Source organism: Enterobacter nematophilus (assembly GCF_026344075.1).
In the GTDB taxonomy this organism is placed as follows: domain Bacteria; phylum Pseudomonadota; class Gammaproteobacteria; order Enterobacterales; family Enterobacteriaceae; genus Enterobacter; species Enterobacter nematophilus.
On record NZ_JAPKNE010000006.1, the window covers coordinates 24,743 to 47,320 of the forward strand.

Consider the following 22,578-nt stretch of genomic DNA (forward strand, 5'->3'; position numbering starts at 1 on the left):
GGGGGAATGACAATGTCAGGCGCGGGTCGGTGAAGACCCGGCCAGAGTTAACTTACTGTATTATTTGCATTCTTTAGGCATGTTGGCAGCACCTTCTTTCTTCCAGACGCCCCACTCGCCATCGGAACCTGGCTTAACGCCTCGGGTTTCCCAGCTGTTCAGCCAGATGTTGCCCTCATAGCTCACTTTTTCACAAGGTGTCTTGTAAGTCTTGCTGTGATCCCAGGCTTTTACATCGGTTTGCGCCGGGCGCAGCTTGATCACCTTCGTTGCCGTGGAGACTTTACCGGTATCAGGCGCCGTCACTTTCACCTGCAGCGTCACGTCCACATTGTCGGTATACGGATGTTTGCCCATAAGGTTGGTGCTGAACGCATTTGGTGACGAGATCTGAATCTTATCGGCGTGATTCAGTGCGGACCATTCAACTTTTGACCCCTTTAAGGAATCATTGTTTTTTGACACGACGGCGGCAGCAATAATGTCACTGCCAACGATGGTGTCCTGGTTGTTGCCCGTATTGATCTGCACATCAGAAGCCTGCTGTGCATCCTTCACGGTCACGGTGATATCGTCGGTGCTGGTTTTGCCATTTTTGGCCGTTACCGTCAGGCGATAGGTCACTTTACCGATTTTGCCAGGTTTAATCAGCGCGCGGGCTTTTGCCGCGTGGACGGTTGAAACCCATTCGCCACCGTTAGCGACCTGCAAAGCACCAAAGTCCTGACCGGAAACGATAGTCCATTGATATTTTTCAGCATTGACGCTTGCGGAACCGTTAAGATCATAACCTCGGGATTCACTGTTGCTGTTAACGGTGAAGTCACTGCCTGCCTTCGCTACCGGTGCCGTGCTATCCGCTTCAGCCTTTGCATTCAGGGTAACGGTTTTTGAGTCACTCACGTTTTTATCGTTGGTGACGGTCAGCTTAACGTTGACGCTAAAATCGCTCTCAGGTTTAGCCTTCAGGCGAATGCTGGCTTTAGCGCTGGTGCTGTTTTCCAGAATGACCTTATCGGCATTGCTGGTGACGGCCCAGCTGTACTTCAGCTCTTTCCCCGTAGAGGCGCTACCGTCCAGCGACAGCGCGCTGGTTGACAGGTTATGGCTGGATGGCGTGACGTTGGCCACCGGTTTGCTAATGACTTCACCGCCGAAATCAACGTCGATCATCTGATAAAATGCGTTATCGGTATCACGCACGCGCCAGACGGCATAAATTTTCTGTTTACCTTCACGCTCCGGTACATCACAGGTGTGAGTTTCGAAGCCTGTCGGGATCGAAATATCGGCCGACGGGTTGCCTGGCGCATAGGTATAAATCTTATGGCAGAATGGCTTATCTTCGAACATCGCCCTGGTCAGGCGCGAATCCGCACCCGGAACAGACTGCCAGTCCGGCTTAGTGATGTAGTAGGTAAAATAGGTGGTGCGGTGCTTAGCCGGTAAATGCCATTTAAACTGGTGCGGGCCCGCAGACATCGGGTTGTTGTAGGTATTCTGCTTTTCGTCATCCAGCTTGCTGAAGTCCGGACTTGCCGTTGAACCACCGCTTGCCAGTTTTCCATCCGGCGGGAACTGGAAGAGCTGTTCGTTAGCGATCGGGGTTGGGCTCATATCGTTGCCAGCCGGGAGCTTCGGCGCTTCCACGGCGTCAGCAGGCCATACGTTACTATGTTCACCTTTATCATTCATCGGCGGGAAATGAACCACCGAACGGGATTTTGGTTCAAAAACATAGCCATGCGCCAGTGCGCCCGTGGAATACATGCCAATCAATGCCACGGCTAACGCCGACGTAATATTATTCATCTTGAGTAGTTTCAAAATAATCTTCCCTGAATTAATTGAAGGACACTTCTACGTGACTGAGGGGGTTGTTCTCTTTGGCATACACCTTATTTGGCTGCGACTCATCGGGCGTAATCTCGCCGTTGCTGTGCCTGAAACCGGCACGCAGTTCGGGGTGCTGCTGGTTGATAGCCTGGGCGAGGGCGTAGGACCAGTGGGCCTCTTCGCCAGCAAGAATGGTGACGCGCGTTTCCAGGTTTGGCAGTTCGGTTCCGTCGTTAAAGAAGCGCGCACGAATCGTTTGCCCTTCAACGACCTTCACTTTCACACCGTTGACGGCGCGTTCCAGTGAACCAAGTTCTTTCATGCAGTTCTGATGACCCTGTTCGCAGTTTGCCGATGGCGAGGTCGTGGCGGCGTTAGCTGAAACGCTGACGCCCGCCCCTGCCAGTAAAGTGGCAAGGACAAAAGCAGATCCTGTTAATTTCATAAGTTCCCTTATTAATTACTGAACAATAACGAGAGGTAAATCTCACCTGCAGCGCAGGTAAAAAAGGCGTTATTACCGTGTGATAACAGGGACAAATAGTAACGGGAGGAGACAGCCGGCTTGAATAAGAGACTTCTCTGAGCCATTAAGAGTCGGGGAGTTTCGGCAGAGAAGAGCGACCGTTCGTGCTGTAAAGAGGGCGGAGCGCGACAGGGTATGAAATAGTACTGCCAATTTCAGTCCTTTAGCTTATTAGTAAAATCTGAGCGAGTACGGTTGTTAAGAAATGTCTTTTTTACGGTTTTCCTGAGCGTTGAGTTAATAAAATAAAGCCTGGCTTATATCCAGGCTTTACTATTATGTTAACCAAAAGGGTATTTAAGGGCAGCTATTATTGGCTGCATCCGACGCTCGCCATGCCCCCCACTCACCGCCGCTTCCTGGCTCCTCTTGTCCTGCGTTGACATACCACTGATTCAACCAGATTTTGCCGTTATGCGATACGCGGGTACATTTCACCGGGTAGGCGATCCGTGGGTTATACGCTTCTGCGCCGTCATCAGGAATATCAGGTAACTGCGGTTTTTTCACCGTTACGGTGATCTTCTCAGAATTCACGCTTCCGTCTTTGCCCGTCACGGTTAACCAGTAGGTTGCTTCTCCGTCAGTATTAGCGGGAATGAGTGCCCGGACGGTAGGGCCTGAAAATTCACGTATCCAGCCTCCGGCATGTTTCTCCTGTAGCCAGAATTTGTCTGCACTGTTTTTGTCGATGGTCCATTTCCAGGAGACGGCATTCTTGCTGGCGCTCCCGTCTAACTGATACGCCCGGGAGGAATCGGTCGTGCCGGTAACGGTAAAGCTTTCTCCAGGCACTGCCTTTACTTCCTCCTGCTCTTCTTCTTTGAGTTCCAGAATCCTGGCTACCGCTTTCGCCATATTTGGGTGAGTACCTACTTTCGCTGAATCCCCTGCCGCTAAAGGTGTACCGGTTTCCTGCAGGATGGAGCGCATCTGTTGAGGCGTGACGGTGATATTGTGAGCTTTTGCAATGGCCGACAGGCTGGCGACCACGCCTGCGATAATCGGGTTCGCGGAGGACGTGCCGGAGAAACTAGAGGTGTATTCCGCATTTTTTATGCTATGCAAACCGCCGTAACCCGTCGTAACCACATCCCAGCAGCCCCAGCTGGCGCTGGTCACGCGTGAGCCATAGGTGCTGAAAGAGGCTTTTTTGCCATTGTTTGCACAAAACGCGCCCGCAATGATCGCGCCGGAATCCCGCTTCTTAACGTCAAATTTTCCATTAAATCCGGCGTGATCGAGGTTGATATTGCCATTGCCTGCCGCCTGAATAACGTGCACTCCTTTATCCGTCAGCGCTTTTATCACGTCGTAATAGGCTGGAGCGTTTTCCTGCGGGACATAGCAAGAGGAGGTGCAGCCTGTCACATCCCCTCCGCCGGTCTGCATACCAATTTGCACCACATCGCCTGCCTGGAGTCTGGGGATCATATTGTAGAGATTATTGGCCTGCCATTTGACGTATCCCATACGGGCGTTCCACGTCAGGCCTTTGATGCCCGCATTGATATCTTTCGCCGCCATAATCCCGACGGAGCTGGTGTCGTGATCTTCACCTGGCGTATAGCGATTATCACCTTCATGGAAATCGATCGGCGGCAAATTCACATGGCTGGTATTCCACGCGTTGTTTTCCATTGAGACCAGCGAAATGCCGCTACCATCGTGCCCTGAATACTGACTCACGCTGTCGCGATTAACGCCACCCATATAGTAGCCGGGCCGTTTTTCCTCTGGCGATTTGCTGTAATCCTGCAATCCACGAAAATCCGGGACGGTGGCCTGGCTGGCACTGTTCAGGGCATAGCTCAGCCCGGAATAGGGCGGCACGTCGGGAGCATTGACACCCTTTTCCAGCGACACCGGCATGGATTCCGGGTAAGCCAGCTCAATATCTTGTCGCGTCGCCAGTTCATTAATTACGCCATTGATATAGGCTGCGTCATGTTGCTTATCGGCTGGCAGGGCTATACGTAAATAACGATTAAAGCCGTAGCGTTCATTAAGCGCATCCATCTCGCTTAATTCACTGCTGCGCAAATGATTTGCCGTAAATAACGGACTCACGGTGAGGGTATTGTCGCGTAATGAGAAGGGTGAAGACTTATTAAGAGTCGTGCCGGGTTTTAATTTCACGATAACGGAGAGATACGAAGTGCCTTCCCAGGCTTGCTCGTGCGTGACGGCATTTTGCGCAAAAGCGGGAGCACTCAGTAGTGCACAAATAAGCAGGGCCAGTCCAGTTTTATTCATGTCAACGATCTTCCTTATAAAAATGACATCCAGAGTATTGCCGGGAGCATCCTGCCATTAGGGGAAAACCTGCATAAGGAGACGGTCAGCAATAAAATTGCGAGGTGTCTGGTCGGTGTTGAGAATTACCTGCTCCGGAAAATATAAGGCTGAAATTAGGCTGAGGGATTTATGAAGCAGGCTGAAAGAGTTTTTAAACATCAACGCGTAACTATTGAATTTAATGAGAGACGGAAAATCTCATGAACATCTCCTGAGTGCTGTATGGAGTTTAGGAATTATCTGGAACTTAATATCACTAACCAGGGAGTTTAATTAATAAGGGATGCGTCACAATGCCCGGTGTTTCGTACTGTTCTTTACGTCAAAAATTATCCGTGTGGATAATCCTCTTACATTATTTATTTTCCATCTTTTTACTCACGGTTCCCCCCGTCGCGCGGGCGCAAACTGAAACTCACGCAACCGTTGAAAGCGAAAGCAATCAACCCCTGCGGGATAAAATGGCCGGCATGTGGGGAAGCGCCCAACAAAACGGCGCGGGCGATGCCCTGCGCGGTGCGGCAAACAGCGAGGTGAATGCCGCGTTAACCCAGGAAGTGGAAGCGTGGTTAAACAATATCGGCGGGAAAGCCCGCGTTACGGCAGACGTCGGTATTGGCGGGAGCGAGAGCCGCGATTTTGGGCTGGACTATCTGTGGCCGGTTAAAATCTGGCAACACGACATTCTGTTCACTCAGATGAGCGCACACCGGTGGAACGAGCGCGATATCCTTAACGTTGGCCTGGGCTGGCGACATACTTTTAACCCGCATCTGATGGCGGGTGGAAACCTCTTTTTCGATCAGGATGTCACGCGCCACCATAACCGAATGGGGGCAGGCGCCGAGCTGTGGAGCGATGGGATTCGTGCGTCCGCGAACTACTACCTGCCTCTGAGCGGCTGGCGTCATTCTGACGACAGCATGTTTAATGACGATCCCGACCGCTATGAACTGTATGAACGTGCCGCCCGCGGCTGGGATCTCAATCTGGAGACGGCCCTTTCACAGCACGTTGCGCTCAAATTGGGCTGGTTCCAGTGGTATGGCGACAAAGTGGACGTTAACGGCAGCCGCAGCGAAGCCAGCCACAATCCTCACGGGCTTAACCTCGGGCTTAAGTGGCAACCTGTGCCGCTGGTGGGGATCAGCGCGGAGCAGAGCATGATTAGCGGCCAGCGGGATAACTTCTCTGTGGGGCTGAATTTCCACTGGGAGTTTGGCCGAAAACTTTCCGAGATGCTGGCAAGTGAAAATGCGGCGGCGTTGCCATCGCTGATGCAGTCCCGCACGGAGTTCGTCACCCGTAATAACAACATCGTTCTTGCCTATAAGCAGGAAGAAAAAGACAGACGCCTCTATTTCAGCCCTACGGAAAAAACCACGCAGGCTGGCGTGCCGCTTCTTCACGCGGTGAAAGGTGGGCAGGGGGGCGTCATTCGCTACACCTCCTCCAGTACGGCGATCGCTACCGTGGAGCCGGGCAGCGGTCTGGTGAACCCAACGCATCGGGGCGATGTCACCATCACCGCGACGGAAACGTCACCTGTCGATCCGGAGCACGTGCTAAGTTCCGCCAGCTATCACCTGACCGTTACGCCGGGCGATTTTGCCCCTTCCGTCGAAAACGTTGCCATTAAGGGTGTCATGTCACCCGGCAAGATCCTGGAGGGAAGTTACCTCTATAAAAGCAATGAAGGGGAAGATGAAGATCCTGAGCAAACCCGGCTGCGGTGGTATGACGCAGTATCAGGCGAGACGCTGAAGGAAGGGAGTGCTACGTATGAGGTGCAAACGCGTGATATGGCCCGAAGCGTGATCTTTGAAGTCACACCGTTCAACAAAAAAGGGATACCCGGGGAGAGCGGAACGGCGAAAATTACCGGTAGCGCAACGATAACTACCCTTCGTATCGATCATCTGCTTTCACCCGGTGAGATCCGCCGTGACGGCAGCGTGAAGTTCTTCGAAGAGAGTCACGGGGCGTTGCTGGTGTTAGCCGAGGTGAAAGACGGTCAGGGCTCCCCTCTGACCGAACAGATGGTGTACTGGCAGAGCAGGAACTCGCTTGGCTCGTTGTCGCAAAACAGCGTACGCACCGATGAGCACGGTCAGGCGTTGGTAAAAATAGAAAACATCATGGCGGATGGTGAAGATGAAATCACGGCCTCGCTGATCCCGCCTGGCGGGAGCCAGACCCTGAGCACCGCCAGTGATAACAATGCTCAGCAGGAGAAGATGGCGCTGGTTGTCGATTTTGCCCACCCGCTTGCCATCCGCTTCGTAGAGTCTCCCGAGCGTGCAGAAGTTGCCACAGAAAAGACGTTCACGATTGAAGTTACCGATCAGGATGGTAAGCCTCTGACGGTTGAGAAAAACGTCACGTGGAGCAGTAACGGTGAAACCCTGAGCGGCAAAACGAATAGCGAGGGAAGAGCATCCATCGCACTTATCGCGCCGCAAAAAGCAGCAGAAAAGTGGGTGGTGAACGCCACGGTAGATACCGTGAGTAGCCCGTCAGCGCCCGTAAGCCTTGAGCCGGGTCCGGTGGCAAAAGTGGTGCTGGACGTCCCGGAAAACGCGGTTGCAGGCGGTGAGGATAAAACCGTCAGCGCGCGGCTGTATGACCGGTTTGATAACGCGGTTATCAGCCGTAAACAGGCCATCACCTGGCGGATAGAAGGGAGTCAGTTCCGGGAAGCGCCCACCGGAGACAGCGATGAGCACGGTATTGCCAGTGCAACCGTGGTCGTACCTGAAAAAGCGCCATCGGAGGTGAAAGTCTCCGCCGGTGATGTGCAGAAGATCATCAGTGTGAATGTCGGGAAGGTGAATCATATCGAGCTTAAAGGTACCCCAGATACGCTGAATGCCAATGGGAGCAGCACTTCGACGCTGACCGCCATCGCGCTGGATGAGCACAACAATAGCGTACCGGACGCTCCCGTAACGTGGACGCTCATCACGCAGCAGTTTGGCGCGCTGAGCAACGCGGTTGAAAAAACCGATGCAGAAGGCAAAGCGACGGCCACGTTTACGACCGCATCAGCGGGGGGCAATGCGCAAATAGAGGTCGACATTGGCGGGCAAAAACAAGCGACGCAGCTGACGCTCAACGGTTACCCGATTATCCGCAGCATCACGCTGAACCAAACCGCCGGGCTGAAGGTGGGCGACACGGTACGTGTGGAAAAAGTGGACGTGGAGCAGAACGGCGGCGGTGAGGTGACGCTGAGCTACCAGTGGCACCGTGACGAGGGGGAGATCGATGCCGCCACGTCGGACACTTATCACCTGACGGAACAGGATACGGGGGCGACTCTCTTTGTGGTGGTGACCGCGACCAACGCGGCCAAAAATGAAGGCGATAAGGCGTCGTCGAAAACGGAGCCGGTCACCGGGAAGGCGTCAGATGTGACGGTAACCGCCAGCGCGGACAGCGTGGATGCGAACGGGCTGAACACCATTACCTATACCGCCACGGCGAAGGACCGCTTTGGGCGTGCGGTCGTGGGCGAGGCGATCGTCTGGGACATCGACAAGCCGGAGCTGGTGAGCCGGGGAGAGGCCAGCGCCGTCACCGGTACAGAAGGCTCGGGTACGATGACCGTCACCACGAAAAATACCGGCGGAACCGTTACGGTGAGCGCCACGGTCAACGGCAAAAAAGGCGAGTCCGGCGTGGCGTTGCAGGGAATTCCGACGATCAAAAGCATCACGCTGAGCAAAACCGCCGGGCTGAAGGTGGGTGACACGGTAAGCGTTGAGAAGGTTGACGTGGAGCAGAACGGCGGCGGCGAGGTGACGCTGAGCTACCAGTGGGGACGTGAAATAAACAACGTGTCCGGGGGCATCAGCGGTGCGAAAGAGGCCAGCTATACCCTGACAGAGCAGGATACAGGGGCAACGCTGTTTGTCGCGGTAACCGCCACCAACGCGGCCAAAAAAGAGGGCTATAAGGCGTCGTCGAAAACGGAGCCGGTCATCGGGAAGGCGTCAGCCGTGACGGTCACTGCCAGCGCGGCCAGCGTGGAGGCTAACGGACTGAACACCATTACCTACACCGCCACGGCGAAGGACCGCTTTGGCCGTGCGGTAGTAGGCGAGGCGATTGTCTGGGATATCGACAAACCGGAGCTGGTGGCCCGGGGGGAAACCAGCGCCATCACCGGAACCGGAGGCGTAGGGATGATGACCGTCACCACGAAAAATACCGGTGGAACCATCACGGTGAGCGCCACGGTCAACGGCAAAAAAGGCGAATCCGACGTGGAGATTTACGGCGCGCCGTTGGTGACAGACCTGCATATCTCCGGCACGCCGAAGGTGGGGCAGACCCTGAGTGCGGAATACACTTTCTCGGCAAACGGGAGCGGGGCGGATGCGTCCACCTTCCAGTGGCAGTGGAAGGACGGTGAGACCTGGAAGAATGCGGCAGCCGCTGGCAATACGGCACGAACGTTCACGCTGCCGGACAGCTATGCGGGCTACAGCGTGCGGGTGGTGGTGACGCCGAAGGGCAGCAGTCACCCGTCGCTGACCGGAACGATCCAGGAGAGCCAGGCGGTGACGGCTTACGGCACGCCAGCGGTGGAGGACGTGCGCACATCCGGCACGCCGGAGGTGGGGCAGACCCTGAGGGCAGAATACACCTTCAAGGCGAACGGAACCGGTGCGGATGCTTCAACCTATATCTGGGCGAGGTATGAGAGAACCAGCTGGATGCCGATTGAAGGGGCCAACGGCCGGGAATACACCCTCCAGGCGGGAGATGCGGGTTACAGCATTAAAGTAACGATAATACCGGAGGGCAGCAGTCAGCCGTCGCTGGTCGGGCCGGTGCAGCACAGCCCGGCGGTAGATGTTTACGGTGCGCCATCGGTGACAGATCTGCACGTTTCCGGCACGCCGGAGGTGGGGCAGACATTGAGGGCGGAATATACCTTCACGGCGAACGGAAGCGGTGCCGATGCCTCAACCTATATCTGGGCGAGATACGAGGGAACCAGCTGGATGCCGATCGATGGGGCCAACAGCCGGGAATATACCCTCCAGGCCGGAGATGCGGGTTACAGCATTAAGGCGGTGGTGACGCCGACGGGCAGCAGCCATCCGGCACTGGCCGGAGCGGTACAGAGCAGCCCGGCGGTAGACGTTTATGGCGCGCCGTCGGTAACCAATCTGCACATCTCCGGCACGCCGAGGGTGGGGCAGACCCTGAGGGCGGAATACTCCTTCACGGCAAACGGCACCGGGCCGGATGCGTCCACCTTCCAGTGGCAGTGGAAGGACGGAGAGGCATGGAGGAATGCGGCAGCCGCTGGCAATACGGCACGAACGTTTACGCTGCCGGACAGCTATGCCGGCTACAGCGTGCGGGTGGTGGTGACGCCGAAGGGCAGCAGTCACCCGGCTGTGGTCGGAGTGGCGCAGGAAAGTTCAGCGGTCGCGGTATATGGCGCGCCGTCGGTGTCGGGCCTGAAGATTTCCGGCACGCCGAAGGTAGGGCAGACCCTGAGGGCGGAATACACCTTCACGTCAAACGGAAGCGGTACGGATAAATCCACCTTTATCTGGGGAAGGTATGAGAGAACCAGCTGGATGCCGATCGAGGGAGCCACGGGTCGGGAATACACCCTCCGGACCGAGGATGCGGGTTACAGTATTAAAGTGACGGTAATTCCGGAGGGCAGCAGCCAGCCTCAGCTGCAGGGCGAGACACAGCACAGCCCGGCGGTGGATGCTTATGGTGCGCCGTCAATAACCAATCTGCATATCTCGGGCACGCCGAAGGTGGGGCAGACCCTGAGTGCGGAATATACTTTCACGGCAAACGGGGCCGGTACGGACGCCTCCAGCTTCCAGTGGCAATGGCAGGATGGCGCAACATGGAAGAATGCCGCAGGCGGCACGGCAAGAACGTTTACGCTGCCGGACAGCTATGCGGGCTACAGCGTGCGGGTGGTGGTAACGCCGAAAGGCAGCAGCCAGCCGTCGCTGACCGGTGCGGTACAGGATAGTCCGACGATGGCAGCCTATGACGCGCCGTCTGTGGCGGGCCTGAGGATCTCCGGCACGCCGAAGGTGGGGCAGACCCTGAGTGCGGAATACACCTTCACGGCAAACGGGGCCGGTACGGACATCTCCAGCTTCCAGTGGCAGTGGCAGGATGGTGCAACATGGAAGAATGCTGCAGGCGGCACGGCAAGCACGTTCACGTTGCCGGACAGCTATGCAGGTTACAACGTGCGGGTAATGGTAACGCCGAAGGGCAGCAGCCAGCCGTCGCTGACCGGTGCGGTACAGAACAGCCCGGCGGTAGCGGTGTATGGTATGCCGTCTGTGACGGGGCTGAGGATCTCCGGCACGCCGGAGGTGGGGCAGACATTGAGGGCGGAATACACCTTCACAGCAAACGGGGCCGGTACGGACATCTCCAGCTTCCAGTGGCAGTGGAAGGATGGCCAGACGTGGAGGGATGTCGCAGGCGGCACGGCAAAAACGTTCACGCTGCCGGACAGCTATGCGGGCTATGACGTGCGGGTGGCCGTGACGCCTAAAGGTTCAGGGCAGTCCTTATCTGGCACCGAGGCCTTTAGTGGCGCTGTTACCATAAGATCTAAGCCTGCGCCTTTCGTTACAAACCTGGGCTACAGCGGCAGAACCGGAGCCTGTAACAGAATAACGGCAACGTACACTTACAATGCGAATGGCGGTGCGTCTGAAGGCAACACGATATTTCAGTGGAAGTGGGGGAGCACTGTGGTTTCCAACGTACAAGGCGTTACGTTAGGCTACTGGGGGGAAGTCACACTTTATGTGACGCCAGTTAATAAAGACGGTATCAGAGGAAAGACGGAATCAAAAACGTTTAAAAATACGGGCTCAAGTAGCTGTGATTGGTAAACACGTTAATTCATTCTGAGGTGTTTTTGTAAACAGGGGGGCATAAGCCCCCCTGAATCCTACCTGTCGAATATTTCTTTACGGAGCGCAGGGCTAAAATTTATGAATAACGTTTATCCTGAAAAGCAAGCATCAATACTCATTGGCGACGCCGCCACGCATTTATCCTTGCAGGGGATTAACATTGATCATGTTTCGCTTAGCCACTATCTGGGTAAAAAACTCGAGTATGCCCGGAGTATTGATGATTGCTTGTACGCTGAAGTTATTTGTATTGCGCTATCAATGTTGAAGGAAAACGCTAAGTCATCCGGGCAATGCTGCTGTAAATATAAAGAATGGCTTGAGGTATCTCTTGATTAAGGGATGGTCTTATTACGTTTTCAGACCTGCCTTTTACTGTCTCGGGCGATTTTCACTTGTTCAGCAAAATCCAGTGCTTCTTTGTAATCAAAGCTACGCGTCCTGGCATTATGCCTGCCCGGTAACGGTGCCGGTATTTTCACGCCGAACAGCTCACCCGTCGTCATAAGCGCATAAACTAATTCAGCTTCAGTGACATCGGCCATCTTCGCCATAATATTCGTCCTGATACAAAAACTTAACTTCACGTTTAGTCCTCCTTTTGCAGAAGTGGTTCAACCATGCTTCATTTGTAAAAATCAATAACGCTGTCGAGATTGGGTAGCATAAAGTTCATGGCATCGATGGTTTCACGCCAGCCTGACAGGGATTCATTTGCTTTCACATACCATCTATGCTGCTCGCTTCGGGGATGATGACCCGTGATCAAAACAAGCATGTCGGGTTTAATTTTTCTGATGAACTCCAGATACTTCACCAGGCGCAACGTCGTGCCAAACGTGTCAGCATCGATAATGCAAAGCATTTTATCTCTGGCGATAAAATAAAATCGTGCTATTTCTTCAAGTCCTTTTTCGAATAAAAAAGAGTTCGTTCGCACGCAAACCCGAATTTTTTCATGAGTCTGTTTAATTAATGGTTCCATCTTATGTCTCGCTCATCAGGGTAAAATATATGAGATGGCTTTTAAGCCTACTATTCCAGCCTGAATAGTGGCAAGGCATTATATTCATTCCTCAGAATAAAATAAGACGGTACTGGTCTTCTGATTAATAAGAATCTTCTCTGTATCTATGAGTTAAAAATAAATAAACGATGATTTTACCTGGATGTATGTTTTACGGCCTGACGCATTAAGGTATGGTCACTGTTGCGTAATCTTGTTGTTTTTCTTTTTCTCAAAGAGGATTTTTTCATGTCAAAGACAGCCGTAGCATTAGCAATGCTTAGCGTTTTTTCAACAGCGTCAGTATATGCCAGTGATTACTCGCGCATGATGAATGTTGAAAACCCTGACCGTCTGAAACTCACGATTAACAATGCTACCTACGAGGAAGGGTACAGCAATGATTTCATTCCTCATTTATACGTCGGAAGTGAAGACAATGGCGTAATGAACATTGTTGTTGATAATGGTATAGTGCTGAACGAATCTATTGAAAACGGTCTTAACTGCAACTATGCCATGATTGTCAGTAAAGATAACGGTGTTAACTTACAGGCGAACGGGAAAAACTGTAGTTATAAGAAAAAGAATTACCGTTCCATTAACTCTCCGGTCGTCACCATTATCAATGATTCCTCTTTAAATCTCAGACCCAATTTCTCAATAAACGGAAATGATTTTTTTGCAGATAACTATAGTATTAATCCGAACGGGATTCGCATGTTCACCGGGGACAGTGGCACATGGAAAAAACAGGGTGTTCGCCACGGTGACAACCTGAAAGTGAAATTCAGCTACACGCTGGAAGAGTCGGGGGCGCAAAAAGAGGTCGTCTGTCCGTCACTGGACTCCTTAACTGAAAACCGGCTTTATCGCCTTCAGGGCGGAGAGCAAAATGCGCTCTGCGTCCTTGAGAGCAACGATATTCATATTAAAAACGATCGTATTGTTGCCGGATGGTACAAACCCCTGACCAAAGCAGAACTTCTGCAACGGATCGAAGCCACCGCCGCAGACGATGACGTCATCATTGATATGCCGGATGATAAATACATGGCCCTTTATACCCAGCCGGGTGAATATAAAATCCCGCTGAAAGCAGGGGACGCAAAGGCGACGATTACCTTAGTGGTTATCAAAGGGACCATTCCCATCGCGCAATAAAAACGGAAATAGGTTAGCGAAAAGCTAACTAAGCAGTCAGGCAACGCCTTATAGAAAGTGTTGCCTGACGCATTATATGCTTAAGGAATGGCAGTCATACCCCGTTGTGGTCGATATTTTTGCTCCCATCTTTCATATACATTGGCAGGTCGTTTTACATAGTTAGGTTCGGATGCCTTTAGCGGCCACAGGCCGAAGGCAACGGGGCCTGCGGATCGCTCTCTACCTGAAATTTCCAGTCGTAATACGTTTTCGCTTTGGCAAACTGTTTTGGATCGTGGCGAAAGCCGATTTTTTTCCGTGGCGTCCCTTTTCCTAGGCTGCGCACGCCAATCCAGCGCCCCTGAGGATCGAGGATCATTCCCCAGTTTTTACTCCCGGTTAGCGGGTCGGCGTAGTGCTGGCGCAGGTGATAAAGCGGTTTTCGCCCGCGTTTATCAATAAGCAGCTGTTCAAAACGCACCGGAAAACAGCCATCACCGTTGCCGCGGTAGGCTAGTATCGCCGCGCGGATTTGATCGCCGCGAAATAAAAGCTCAGCTTCCTGCTGCGCCTGATAACGCATCTGCACCTCGTCGCGGCTTTTCAGCAGCGACAACGCCAGCGTGGAGAGCGCAATCAGCAGCAACAGATAGGTAAAACCCCCCTGTCCTTTAATCGAACGCATCGGGATGATCCTGCCCGGGTTTAGGTGGCGTCTCGACGTCAATAATTTGCCCTTCGTCATCGGTCTTCGCCTCCCAGATATCGCGGCGGTTGGTGATCGGATCCAGCGGCATCTGGCGCAGATAACCGGCCTCGATCAGATCCTCCAGGCTGTATGGCCCCGCCAGGCGATCGCGGCGGTAGTGATCGATCGCGCTGCGCAGCGCATGCAGGTTATGCTCGCGCACCACCTCTTTGGCTCTGTCCGCGTGCTGGAAAAAACGTGGCGCGACAAGGGTCATCAATGTCGCGATGATTGCCATCACCACCAGCAGCTCGATGAGCGTAAAACCTTTTTCACCATTGCGCATAGGGCACTCCATTCAGGCCGCTGGCCGTACTGGTACTACTAACATCAAACACGTCTTTCCCTCCGCCGCTGAAATCGCCGGGTGGCTGCGTGGATGCGCGTAACCGCCAGGTCTCTTCATCATTTTTTCCCTCGCAATCGCACATCGGATCGCGCGGAATATGGCGCAGGAAGTAGATCATCGCGCCAGTGGGCGATGTCTTATCCCGGACGCCTTCCACCAGGCTTTTTAGCGACGGCGGATATCCCGATTCGCTGGTTTTTTTCTCAATGATGCCGTCCACGCTTGCCTGGTGATAACGGTCAATGGCATCGCGCAGCGTGCGCAGCGATTCGCGTAGCTGCGTCTCCTGCTGCCGTTGATGGTAGTTACGCATCAGCGGCGCAGCGGCAGCGGCAAGCGTGGCAAGTAGCGCCAGCGTGACGATCATCTCAATCAAGGTAAAACCGCGCTGGCGCTGCATTACGATGCTCCGTTTTCCGTCTCTGAATCATCTAGGATCGGTGGCGGCAGCGTGGCCGCCCGGTCAGGGAAATGGGCCGGCGGCGCTAGCGCCGGTGCGGTAAACCCGCTGCCCGGCTCGTCGCGCTGCAGGTCGCGCAGCTGAATGCTGTCGCCCGTTAAGTCGTCGCTGCCCATCTCAATGGTACTGACGTGGCTTCCCGGTAAATCGAGGTTGCGCTCAATGGTCGGCGTAATTAACAGCACGACCTCCGTGCGCTCTTTGTTGTCGGAATTGCTGCTAAACAGGCGGCCCAGCCCCGGGATGTCACTTAATAATGGCGTTCCTTTTTGGGTCGTGGTTTCATCCTGCTTGATCAGCCCTGCCAGCATCTGGGTCTCGCCGTTCATACTGCTGAGCGTGGTATTGGCTTCGCGTTTCGTGGTGCGGTAATACTTTGCGCCGTTCTCACCGGGTTCCTCGGCGCCCAGGGCACTGAGCGTGAACTTCACCTCCATTGAGATATTGTCATCCATACTGACTTCCGGAGTGACTTCCAGCTTCAGGCCGACGTCCTGATAATCCACTTTCTGTTGCGAAATCCCGTCATTAACGGTTGTGGTCAGCACCGGGATTGTTTGACCAATATCGACCAGCGCTTTTTTATTGTTTTTCACCCGGATCCGTGGGTTTGCCAGCACTCTGGCGTTGCTCAACACCTTTTTCATGTCAATGGTCATATTGTCGACATCGACCATGATATTTTTGGCGCTCAGGTCGCCCAGCGGGATCCCGCTTCCCTTTAAATCACCGTCTTTACTTTTGGCAAAACCCGCGCTGATGGTTTGCGGCAGCTTCATGCCAAGCGCTTCAAGATCGTTGGTGTTCACTTCCAGCACCTCAACGGCCAGCGTGACCTCCGCTTCAGGCCGGTCGAGCGTCACTAACAGGCGCTCCGCTTTTTCCACGCTCTCTTTTGGCCCGCGCAGGGTGACGGAGTTGGTTCGCTCATCAACGTGCACATCCTTCAGCTTGACCATGTTGCGCAGGGCGACGTTGACCTCTTTCGCTTTCGCGTAGCCCAGGAAGATGGTTTTGACGACCACGTCGCGATAGATCTTCTCTTTTTGCGCGGTGGCGGGGTAGATCAGCAACGTATTGCTGTTCAGCACTTTCTTCCGCAGGTTATTCGACAACAGCAGCACGTTGATGGCATCTTCCGCAGTGGTGCGTTTGGCTATCAGGCTCCCGGTGGTGCTGGAGGAAATATCTTTGTCGAAGATGATATTGACCCCGGTCATCTGGCTGATGGTGTTAAAGATGGCCATCAGGCTGTGCTCGCGAAAATTAAGCGCTATCGTTTTTTGCAGCTCCCGGTTCAGACGCTGCTCCGGCTGGTTGATCCGCGACACCTCACGCATCAGGTGATCGCGCAGGGCGCGCGCCTGGGGCCAGTTGGGATCTTCTTCCAGCACCTGCTGGATTTTGTGCAGCGCGCGCGCCGGGTCGCGGGTGCTGTTAGCCACCGCATCCTTATACAACGCGTCCAGCGCCCGACGGGCATCAAGTTTGCGTAACCCCTGCAGGGCGCGCAGGTTACCGGGCTCATAGGTAAGCGCATCGCGCCACATTTGCGTCGCCAGGGTGTAGTTGTTCTGACGCACCGCGAGATCGGCGTTTTTCAGATAGTCATTTACCAGCTTTTTGCTGATGTCAGCCTGCTCGGCGCGAAGCGCAATATCCTGCGGGCTGGCGATGCGCTGCTGGTCTATCTCCTTCAGCCGCTTAACCAGCACCTGCGGCGAGGCGGTCACTGATTCCCGGACCGGAGGCGCCGCACGTTGTGCACAGCCGCTCAGTAGCGCGCATGACAACAAAAAAGTGAGAGCAATTGTTTTTTTCATGATTAATGTGTCGGTTCCGATTGCAGCTCATCCAGTTCCAGCCGCTGCTGGCTATGGGTGGGCTGCCATTCAAACAGGAGGTGGTCGTTCGCCACCGCTTTTAAAATCCAGTTGTTGACCGGCGAGCTGCCGATCCAGATCCTGCCGTCCGCCCTGCAGCGCTCGCAGACCGGCCAGGTCTCTTTGCCATCCGTCAGCACGACGATCCTCTGACTGTTGTCCCACCAGGCGCCGAGGAGCTGTAGCGGTAGCGGCGGTGCGGCTGGTGCCGCCTCTTCAGGCCGATCGTTCTCCGGCGGCTTTTCTGCTGCGTCCTGCCCCCTGCTGTGTGGGGTTGAAAAGAGATCGACGCGCGTTGCGTGAGCCGTCTCCAGCTTTGCTGGCGCGGGGCGCGAGCGTGAGACCGGCTGCGCCTCAGGCGGCGCTTGCGATATCTCGTCATCGGCAAACTGGCTCCAGAACACAGCACCGGCGGTCAGCACCAGCGCCAGCTGTAAATAGCGCGGCAGTTTCATGGCGACTCCTTCAAAAGACGAAGCTGCACGGTGGCGCTGAGCTGGCTTTCCGATGGCCCGGCGCGCCGCAGGCTTAGCTGTTCAATGCGTAACGGCAGCGTGCGGCTTAGCGTTTCCAGAGCATCCATCAGCGGCAAATATTCCCCGCGCAGCGGAATATCCAGCCGTAGCGCGGTTTTACCGTCGTCGTTTTCCAGCTGATAGCGGCTGGCGTCGACCTTCATCCCCCGGCTCCTGAGCTGCTCAAAAATGAGCCTGACCTGCTGATATTCTCCGAGGCTGATGCGGTTTTGCAGCTCCGGCTGCTGTTTATCCAGCGGCAGCGCGGTTTGTAGCTGCGTCTGGATCCGCGCAAGGTTCTCCTGCAAATGAACGGTATGCGGCCGCACGCCGCCAAGCCATAACAGCAGCAGCCCTGCGGGCAGCCCGGCGAGCACGAGCGGAACCGTTCCGATGCGTCCGGCAAATAACGCCGCCTGCCAGCGCAGCACCGCGGGTTTATTCTGAAGCCGCATGGTGCTCCTCCGTCGTCACCTTAACGTCGAGTACCGCGTTAATCGGCCAGGCGGGATCGCCCTGGGCCGACTGGCGATGGTTCTCCAGCACCACATGTGCGGGTAACTGCTGTAGCCGCTCGCTAAAGGCGAGGAGGGCGTCAAGACTGCCTGCATTTACCGTAAGCCGCGCGTCGCCTTTACTGGCAATGACGTCAATGCTCAGGAGCGCAATATCAGGCGTCAGTACGCTGCCAATGTTGTCCAGCAGCTTGATGGCCGGCGGGACGGCCTGCAGTTGCCGAGCGTGGCGCAACCGGCGCTGCTCTGCTTCACGCAGCTGGCGCAGCACCTGCTGCCGTTGGGCGAGCTGATGCTCTACCTGCGACGTCTCCAGCTCAAGGCGCTGGTGCTCAAACAGGCCATACACCACGGCACCGGTGAGCGGTAAACAGAGGAGTCCGGTTAACAACAGCGTGCGTGCGGCCCACGGGGAGCTACGCGTAAACAGCGGTGTCATGAGGACTCTCCTGTAGCGCGACTTCCTGGTGATGCTCACCGTCGGTATGAATGACGTAGCCAGGACAGTCCTGCATGCCGCTTAGCCGGGCGATAACCCGCAGCTGAGCGTCCATCTCCTGCTGTGGCAGGGTGAGCGTCCAGACGTCGCGCCAGCTGTGGTGCTGACGGCTGGCAATCCGGCTATGGTGGGGACTCATCGCCACAAACAGGCCGTTTTCCGGCAGTGTGCTGGCGAAGTGGCTCAACAGCTTTTGGAACGGCGTAACAACGCCGCGAAAACGCAGCCGCTCCCGACGCGCCAGCGCGGCAAGCAGGTGCCAGCAAGGTTGCTTCAGGCACGCGGCCAGCGCCGACTGCTGCCAGCTAAGGGTCTCGAAGCGCACCTGCCAGTCGACGGGCGGACTCGCGCGAAGAACCGCCTGCTGTCGGGCGAGCTGGAGCAGCTCCTGCGGCGTGGTCACGCCGTCATGCCAGGGCTGAATTAAAAACGTCAGATCGTCGGTATCGAGGTGAAACTCCACCGCGTCACGCCACGGTAAGACGGAAGGGCGCAGGCGCAGCAGCGTTTCGAGCGCGGCTTCAAGAGGCTCATCTGGCTGGCGTTCACGGGTGGCGAGAACCACGCTGTTGCGGCGCAACCGCACGGCATGAGGCCAGATATCGCACTGCCAGGTGTTAGTGAGTGATAACACGGTTCACCTCCTCCCAGGTGGTTTTGCCTTCGACCACGGCGCGTAGCGCGATGGTCGAGAGCGGAACAAAACCGTCATTCAGCGCCACTTCCTTTAGCCTGCGCCGGGGCGATCGCGCCAGCATTGCCTCTTTCATCGCATCGCTGAAATGCAGCACTTCCGCCAGCGCCAGCCTTCCGCGAAAACCGCTGTCGCGGCAGGTATCGCAGCCTCGCCCTCGACGCCAGCGGGGCGTGAGCTGCTGCAGCGGTCCGGATTGCCACGCCGCGAGAAGGTCATCCGTGGGCGTGGTGTCATCAATACAGTCCGGGCAAATCTGGCGCACCAGCCGCTGCGCCACGACGCCGTTAAGGGCGGTGATCAGGCTGGCGGGCTCTACCTGCATATATAAAAAACGTTCCAGTACGCTAAAGACGTCATTGGCGTGAACCGAGGAGAGCACCACGTGGCCGGTGAGCGCCGCCTGCACGGCAATGCCGGCGGTTTCACCGTCGCGGATCTCACCCACCAGGATGATATCCGGGTCGTGACGCAAAATGGCGCGCAGGCCGCGGGCGAAGGTGAGACCTTTTTTATCGTTGACCGGAATTTGCAGCACGCTGTTGAGCTGGTACTCCACGGGATCTTCAATGGTGATAATTTTGCATTCACCGCTGTTGAGTTCACTGAGTGCTGAATAGAGGGTGGTGGATTTCCCGCTCCCCGTTGGCCCGGTGACGAGCACCATACCGTGGGGCAGATGGGTTAACTGACGAATAGCGCCCAGCGTGTGCTCATCAAAGCCGAGCGTCTCCAGGCGCAGGTTTTGATCGTGAGATTTATCCAGCACGCGCAGTACGGCGTCCTCGCCATAGACGCCCGGCATGATGGAGACGCGAAAATCGACGGGACGCTGGAGAATCAATGCCTTAAAGCGCCCGTCCTGTGGCGTGCGGCGTTCGGATATGTCCATGCAGCTTAATACCTTGAGACGGGAGATCACCTGTTCCGCCTGCTGAAGCCCGGCGCAGTGGCGAATGCTGTGCAGAACGCCATCGATGCGGTACTTCACCATCAGACCATCCGCGACGGCGCAAAGATGAATATCGCTGGCGCGGCTTTGCAGGGCATCAAACAGCGTGGCGTTAACCAGCTTAATGACGGCGTGGGGTTCACTGGCGATGGCCGCTGGGGTGATCTCCAGCCACCGGGCCTCTTTATTCTCTTCACTCTGCTGCTGCTCCAGCTGATCGAGCGTGCGCTGCTGTTTTGCCAGTTCATCAAGGCGGGCGTTGAGCTGAGAGAGCGGGGCGAGCGCGGGGAGCGCATTTACGTTATAAGCCCACTGGCGCAGCGCCAGTGAAAACGGATCGCCCAGCGCAACGTGGAGCCGACCATTAACGCGCAGCGGCAATGCTCGCTGGCTGAGCGATTCGGTCAGCGGCACGGCTTCGAAATCCTCCTCGCTGTCGGCGAGCTGTGTGGGTGAGAGCGGCGTGAGCCCCAGGGAGCCGGCGGCTTCTTCTAACGCACCGGGGAAACTGTCCAGCAGTTCCGCCAGCGCCCGACAGCGCTGCTCGTCTGGCAGGTCGAAAAGGGGTTCTACAGACGGTGAGTGAGACATTATTGCAATCCTCCTGCCAGTTCAAAAATGGGCATGTACAGTAAAAACACGACGAGCCCAACGATGCCGCCAACGACCATCATCAGAATCGGTTCAAAAATTTTGCTAAAGGTTTCAATCGCGCGTTCCAGCGATTCATCATAAAAAGCGGCGATCCGCTCGCACATGGCAGGCAGTTCGCCGCTGCGCTCGCCGACCTGCAGCAGACGGCTGGCGACAGGGGTCGTCATCCGTTGCGCTTCCAGCATGCGGGAGAGCGACTCGCCGGCAGCGACGTCGCGGATAACCTGTTCAACCTGCTGACGATGCGTAGCGGGCAGGATCTCCCGGCTCAGCATTAACGCATCTGGCGCGGGAAGGCCGCCCTGTAACAGCAGGCCCAGCGTGCGGTAAAAACGCACCAGCACAGAAAGCTGATGCTGCTGGCGTAAGGCGGGAATGCGCAGCAACAAACCGAGCGCCCGCTGGCGCAGGCGCGGGCTACGCACCGCCATCACCACGCCTGCGACCGCTGCCGCACAGCCGGCCAGCAGCAGCGAGCCATGGGTCTGCGTCAGGCGTCCCCACCAGAGGATAAGCTGTGCGCTGGCGGACGGGTTCTTCATCCCGTCAAACACCACGGAAAAACGCGGAATAATAAAGCCGAGCAGAAAGAACAGAATTATCCCGCCGGCGGCAATGACAATCGTCGGATAGAGCAGGGTTGATTTAATCCGCTTGCGCAGAATTTCCATTCTTGATTCGTAAAACTGAAAACGCTTTAGCGCTTCGGGTAAATGTCCGGTTTGCTCAGACGAGGCAACGGTGTTAATCAGCAGAGGCGGAAACAGTGCTGGTAGCGCCATCATCGCCTGGGATAGCTGTGCTCCTTCATAGAGCTTTTTAACCAGCGTATCCAGAACCAGCGAGGTGCCACCGTCGCGGCTGCTTTCGCGCAGCGCTTCGACGGCCTCGACCACGACCAGCCCGGCCTCCAGCAGCGCGATAAGTTCCTGCAAGAACAGATTCAGTGGAAAGCGTTTCTCCTTGCGGGCGGGGCGTTCCTGTACCTGCAAAACGATGCCGCCGCCGGCAATAATGCGGGCGCTGGCATCGTCAGGCGACGCGGCAAGCACGGTCTGATTGACGCGTTTCCCCCCCTGGAGCATGGTGACGGTATATGGTTTCATTTTGGCGACAGTGTATGGCTCTGCCTTTTAAGGCGGGCATAATGCGGAGCCACTTTTCTTATGTATTGTTGACGAAGCGCGCGGCGCTGGGGGGTATTTGCCGTTCCGGCGTTATACGCCCCCACCGCGTCCCAGGTATAACCAAAGCGCTGGATTTGACCTGCCAGGATCCAGGCGCCGGTCATGACACTTTGGCAAGGGTCGGTTAGCAGATCTTTTTGACTAATACGAAATTTACGCAGCGCATCGAAGTGAATGCTATTGATCTGCATCAGACCGACATCCATTGAGCCATCACGATTTTTATTGATGGCTCGGGTATTACCGTTGGATTCCACTATCGCTATCGCCTGTAATAGCTCTGGCTCAATGCCGTAACGTTCACCCGCCAGCTGCCAGCAATCGGCCCGGCAGGAAAATACGCTGAAGATAAACAGCGAATATAAGGACAGGCGCAGCATA

General features: G+C 55.6%; 19 protein-coding genes. 3 read left to right on the top strand and 16 right to left on the bottom strand.

Annotated features, from left to right (window positions below; genetic code table 11):
- Window positions 1-60: 60 nt before the first annotated feature.
- The 3 genes from OSH03_RS15840 to OSH03_RS15850 form a co-directional block, all read right to left on the bottom strand.
- Window positions 61-1,827 (bottom strand): lytic polysaccharide monooxygenase, encoded by a 1,767-nt coding sequence (locus OSH03_RS15840; protein WP_266179547.1) that lies wholly within the window; start codon window positions 1,825-1,827, stop codon window positions 61-63.
- 16 nt (window positions 1,828-1,843) lie between these two features.
- A complete protein-coding gene (locus OSH03_RS15845; protein WP_061099136.1) occupies window positions 1,844-2,281 on the bottom strand; it encodes a hypothetical protein in 438 nt (145 codons plus the stop codon).
- Window positions 2,282-2,659: 378 nt separating this feature from the next.
- Entirely contained in the window at window positions 2,660-4,618 is a 1,959-nt protein-coding gene (locus OSH03_RS15850) for a S8 family serine peptidase (RefSeq protein WP_266179548.1), read from the bottom strand.
- 503 nt (window positions 4,619-5,121) lie between these two features.
- On the opposite strand from OSH03_RS15850, the gene OSH03_RS15855 reads away from it, so the two are divergent.
- Window positions 5,122-11,565, top strand: a complete 6,444-nt coding sequence (locus OSH03_RS15855; protein ID WP_266179549.1) for an inverse autotransporter beta domain-containing protein — start codon at window positions 5,122-5,124, stop codon at window positions 11,563-11,565.
- 102 nt (window positions 11,566-11,667) lie between these two features.
- Complete coding sequence (locus tag OSH03_RS15860) at window positions 11,668-11,928, top strand: hypothetical protein (RefSeq protein ID WP_061099133.1); 261 nt, start codon at window positions 11,668-11,670, stop codon at window positions 11,926-11,928.
- Between the two features lie 20 nt (window positions 11,929-11,948).
- On the opposite strand, the gene OSH03_RS15865 is transcribed toward OSH03_RS15860, so the two are convergent.
- Together OSH03_RS15865 and OSH03_RS15870 are read right to left on the bottom strand one after the other, a co-directional pair.
- On the bottom strand, window positions 11,949-12,143 hold the full coding sequence (locus OSH03_RS15865) for a hypothetical protein (RefSeq protein WP_266179550.1): 195 nt from the start codon (window positions 12,141-12,143) through the stop codon (window positions 11,949-11,951).
- A 71-nt stretch (window positions 12,144-12,214) separates the two neighbouring features.
- The gene (locus OSH03_RS15870) at window positions 12,215-12,574 is read right to left on the bottom strand and encodes a hypothetical protein (protein WP_266179551.1); all 360 of its coding nucleotides are present in this window, start codon (window positions 12,572-12,574) and stop codon (window positions 12,215-12,217) included.
- Window positions 12,575-12,844: 270 nt separating this feature from the next.
- On the opposite strand from OSH03_RS15870, the gene OSH03_RS15875 reads away from it, so the two are divergent.
- The gene (locus OSH03_RS15875; RefSeq protein WP_266179552.1) at window positions 12,845-13,759 is read left to right on the top strand and encodes a hypothetical protein; all 915 of its coding nucleotides are present in this window, start codon (window positions 12,845-12,847) and stop codon (window positions 13,757-13,759) included.
- Between the two features lie 178 nt (window positions 13,760-13,937).
- On the opposite strand, the gene OSH03_RS15880 is transcribed toward OSH03_RS15875, so the two are convergent.
- The 11 genes from OSH03_RS15880 to OSH03_RS15930 all read right to left on the bottom strand — a co-directional run bounded on the left by OSH03_RS15880 (window position 13,938) and on the right by OSH03_RS15930 (window position 22,577).
- The gene (locus OSH03_RS15880) at window positions 13,938-14,426 is read right to left on the bottom strand and encodes a hypothetical protein (protein ID WP_266179553.1); all 489 of its coding nucleotides are present in this window, start codon (window positions 14,424-14,426) and stop codon (window positions 13,938-13,940) included.
- Window positions 14,413-14,775, bottom strand: a complete 363-nt coding sequence (locus tag OSH03_RS15885) for a type II secretion system protein (protein WP_080442026.1) — start codon at window positions 14,773-14,775, stop codon at window positions 14,413-14,415. The genes OSH03_RS15880 and OSH03_RS15885 overlap by 14 nt, the downstream gene beginning before the upstream one ends.
- Entirely contained in the window at window positions 14,762-15,238 is a 477-nt protein-coding gene (locus tag OSH03_RS15890; protein ID WP_061099126.1) for a type II secretion system protein, read from the bottom strand. Before OSH03_RS15890 ends, OSH03_RS15885 begins: the two co-directional genes overlap by 14 nt.
- Entirely contained in the window at window positions 15,238-17,031 is a 1,794-nt protein-coding gene (locus tag OSH03_RS15895) for a secretin N-terminal domain-containing protein (protein ID WP_266179555.1), read from the bottom strand. Before OSH03_RS15895 ends, OSH03_RS15890 begins: the two co-directional genes overlap by 1 nt.
- 92 nt (window positions 17,032-17,123) lie before the next feature.
- Entirely contained in the window at window positions 17,124-17,636 is a 513-nt protein-coding gene (locus OSH03_RS15900) for a hypothetical protein (protein WP_151413052.1), read from the bottom strand.
- Window positions 17,633-18,151 (bottom strand): hypothetical protein, encoded by a 519-nt coding sequence (locus tag OSH03_RS15905; RefSeq protein WP_151413053.1) that lies wholly within the window; start codon window positions 18,149-18,151, stop codon window positions 17,633-17,635. The genes OSH03_RS15900 and OSH03_RS15905 overlap by 4 nt, the downstream gene beginning before the upstream one ends.
- Entirely contained in the window at window positions 18,135-18,650 is a 516-nt protein-coding gene (locus OSH03_RS15910) for a hypothetical protein (RefSeq protein WP_266179556.1), read from the bottom strand. Before OSH03_RS15910 ends, OSH03_RS15905 begins: the two co-directional genes overlap by 17 nt.
- Entirely contained in the window at window positions 18,628-19,344 is a 717-nt protein-coding gene (locus OSH03_RS15915; protein ID WP_266179557.1) for a hypothetical protein, read from the bottom strand. Before OSH03_RS15915 ends, OSH03_RS15910 begins: the two co-directional genes overlap by 23 nt.
- A complete protein-coding gene (locus OSH03_RS15920; RefSeq protein ID WP_253540833.1) occupies window positions 19,328-20,947 on the bottom strand; it encodes a GspE/PulE family protein in 1,620 nt (539 codons plus the stop codon). The genes OSH03_RS15915 and OSH03_RS15920 overlap by 17 nt, the downstream gene beginning before the upstream one ends.
- On the bottom strand, window positions 20,947-22,116 hold the full coding sequence (locus OSH03_RS15925) for a type II secretion system F family protein (protein WP_266179558.1): 1,170 nt from the start codon (window positions 22,114-22,116) through the stop codon (window positions 20,947-20,949). The genes OSH03_RS15920 and OSH03_RS15925 overlap by 1 nt, the downstream gene beginning before the upstream one ends.
- Window positions 22,113-22,577, bottom strand: coding sequence for a lytic transglycosylase domain-containing protein (locus OSH03_RS15930; RefSeq protein WP_126300296.1), 465 nt, complete (start codon window positions 22,575-22,577; stop codon window positions 22,113-22,115). The genes OSH03_RS15925 and OSH03_RS15930 overlap by 4 nt, the downstream gene beginning before the upstream one ends.
- Window position 22,578 lies beyond the last annotated feature (1 nt).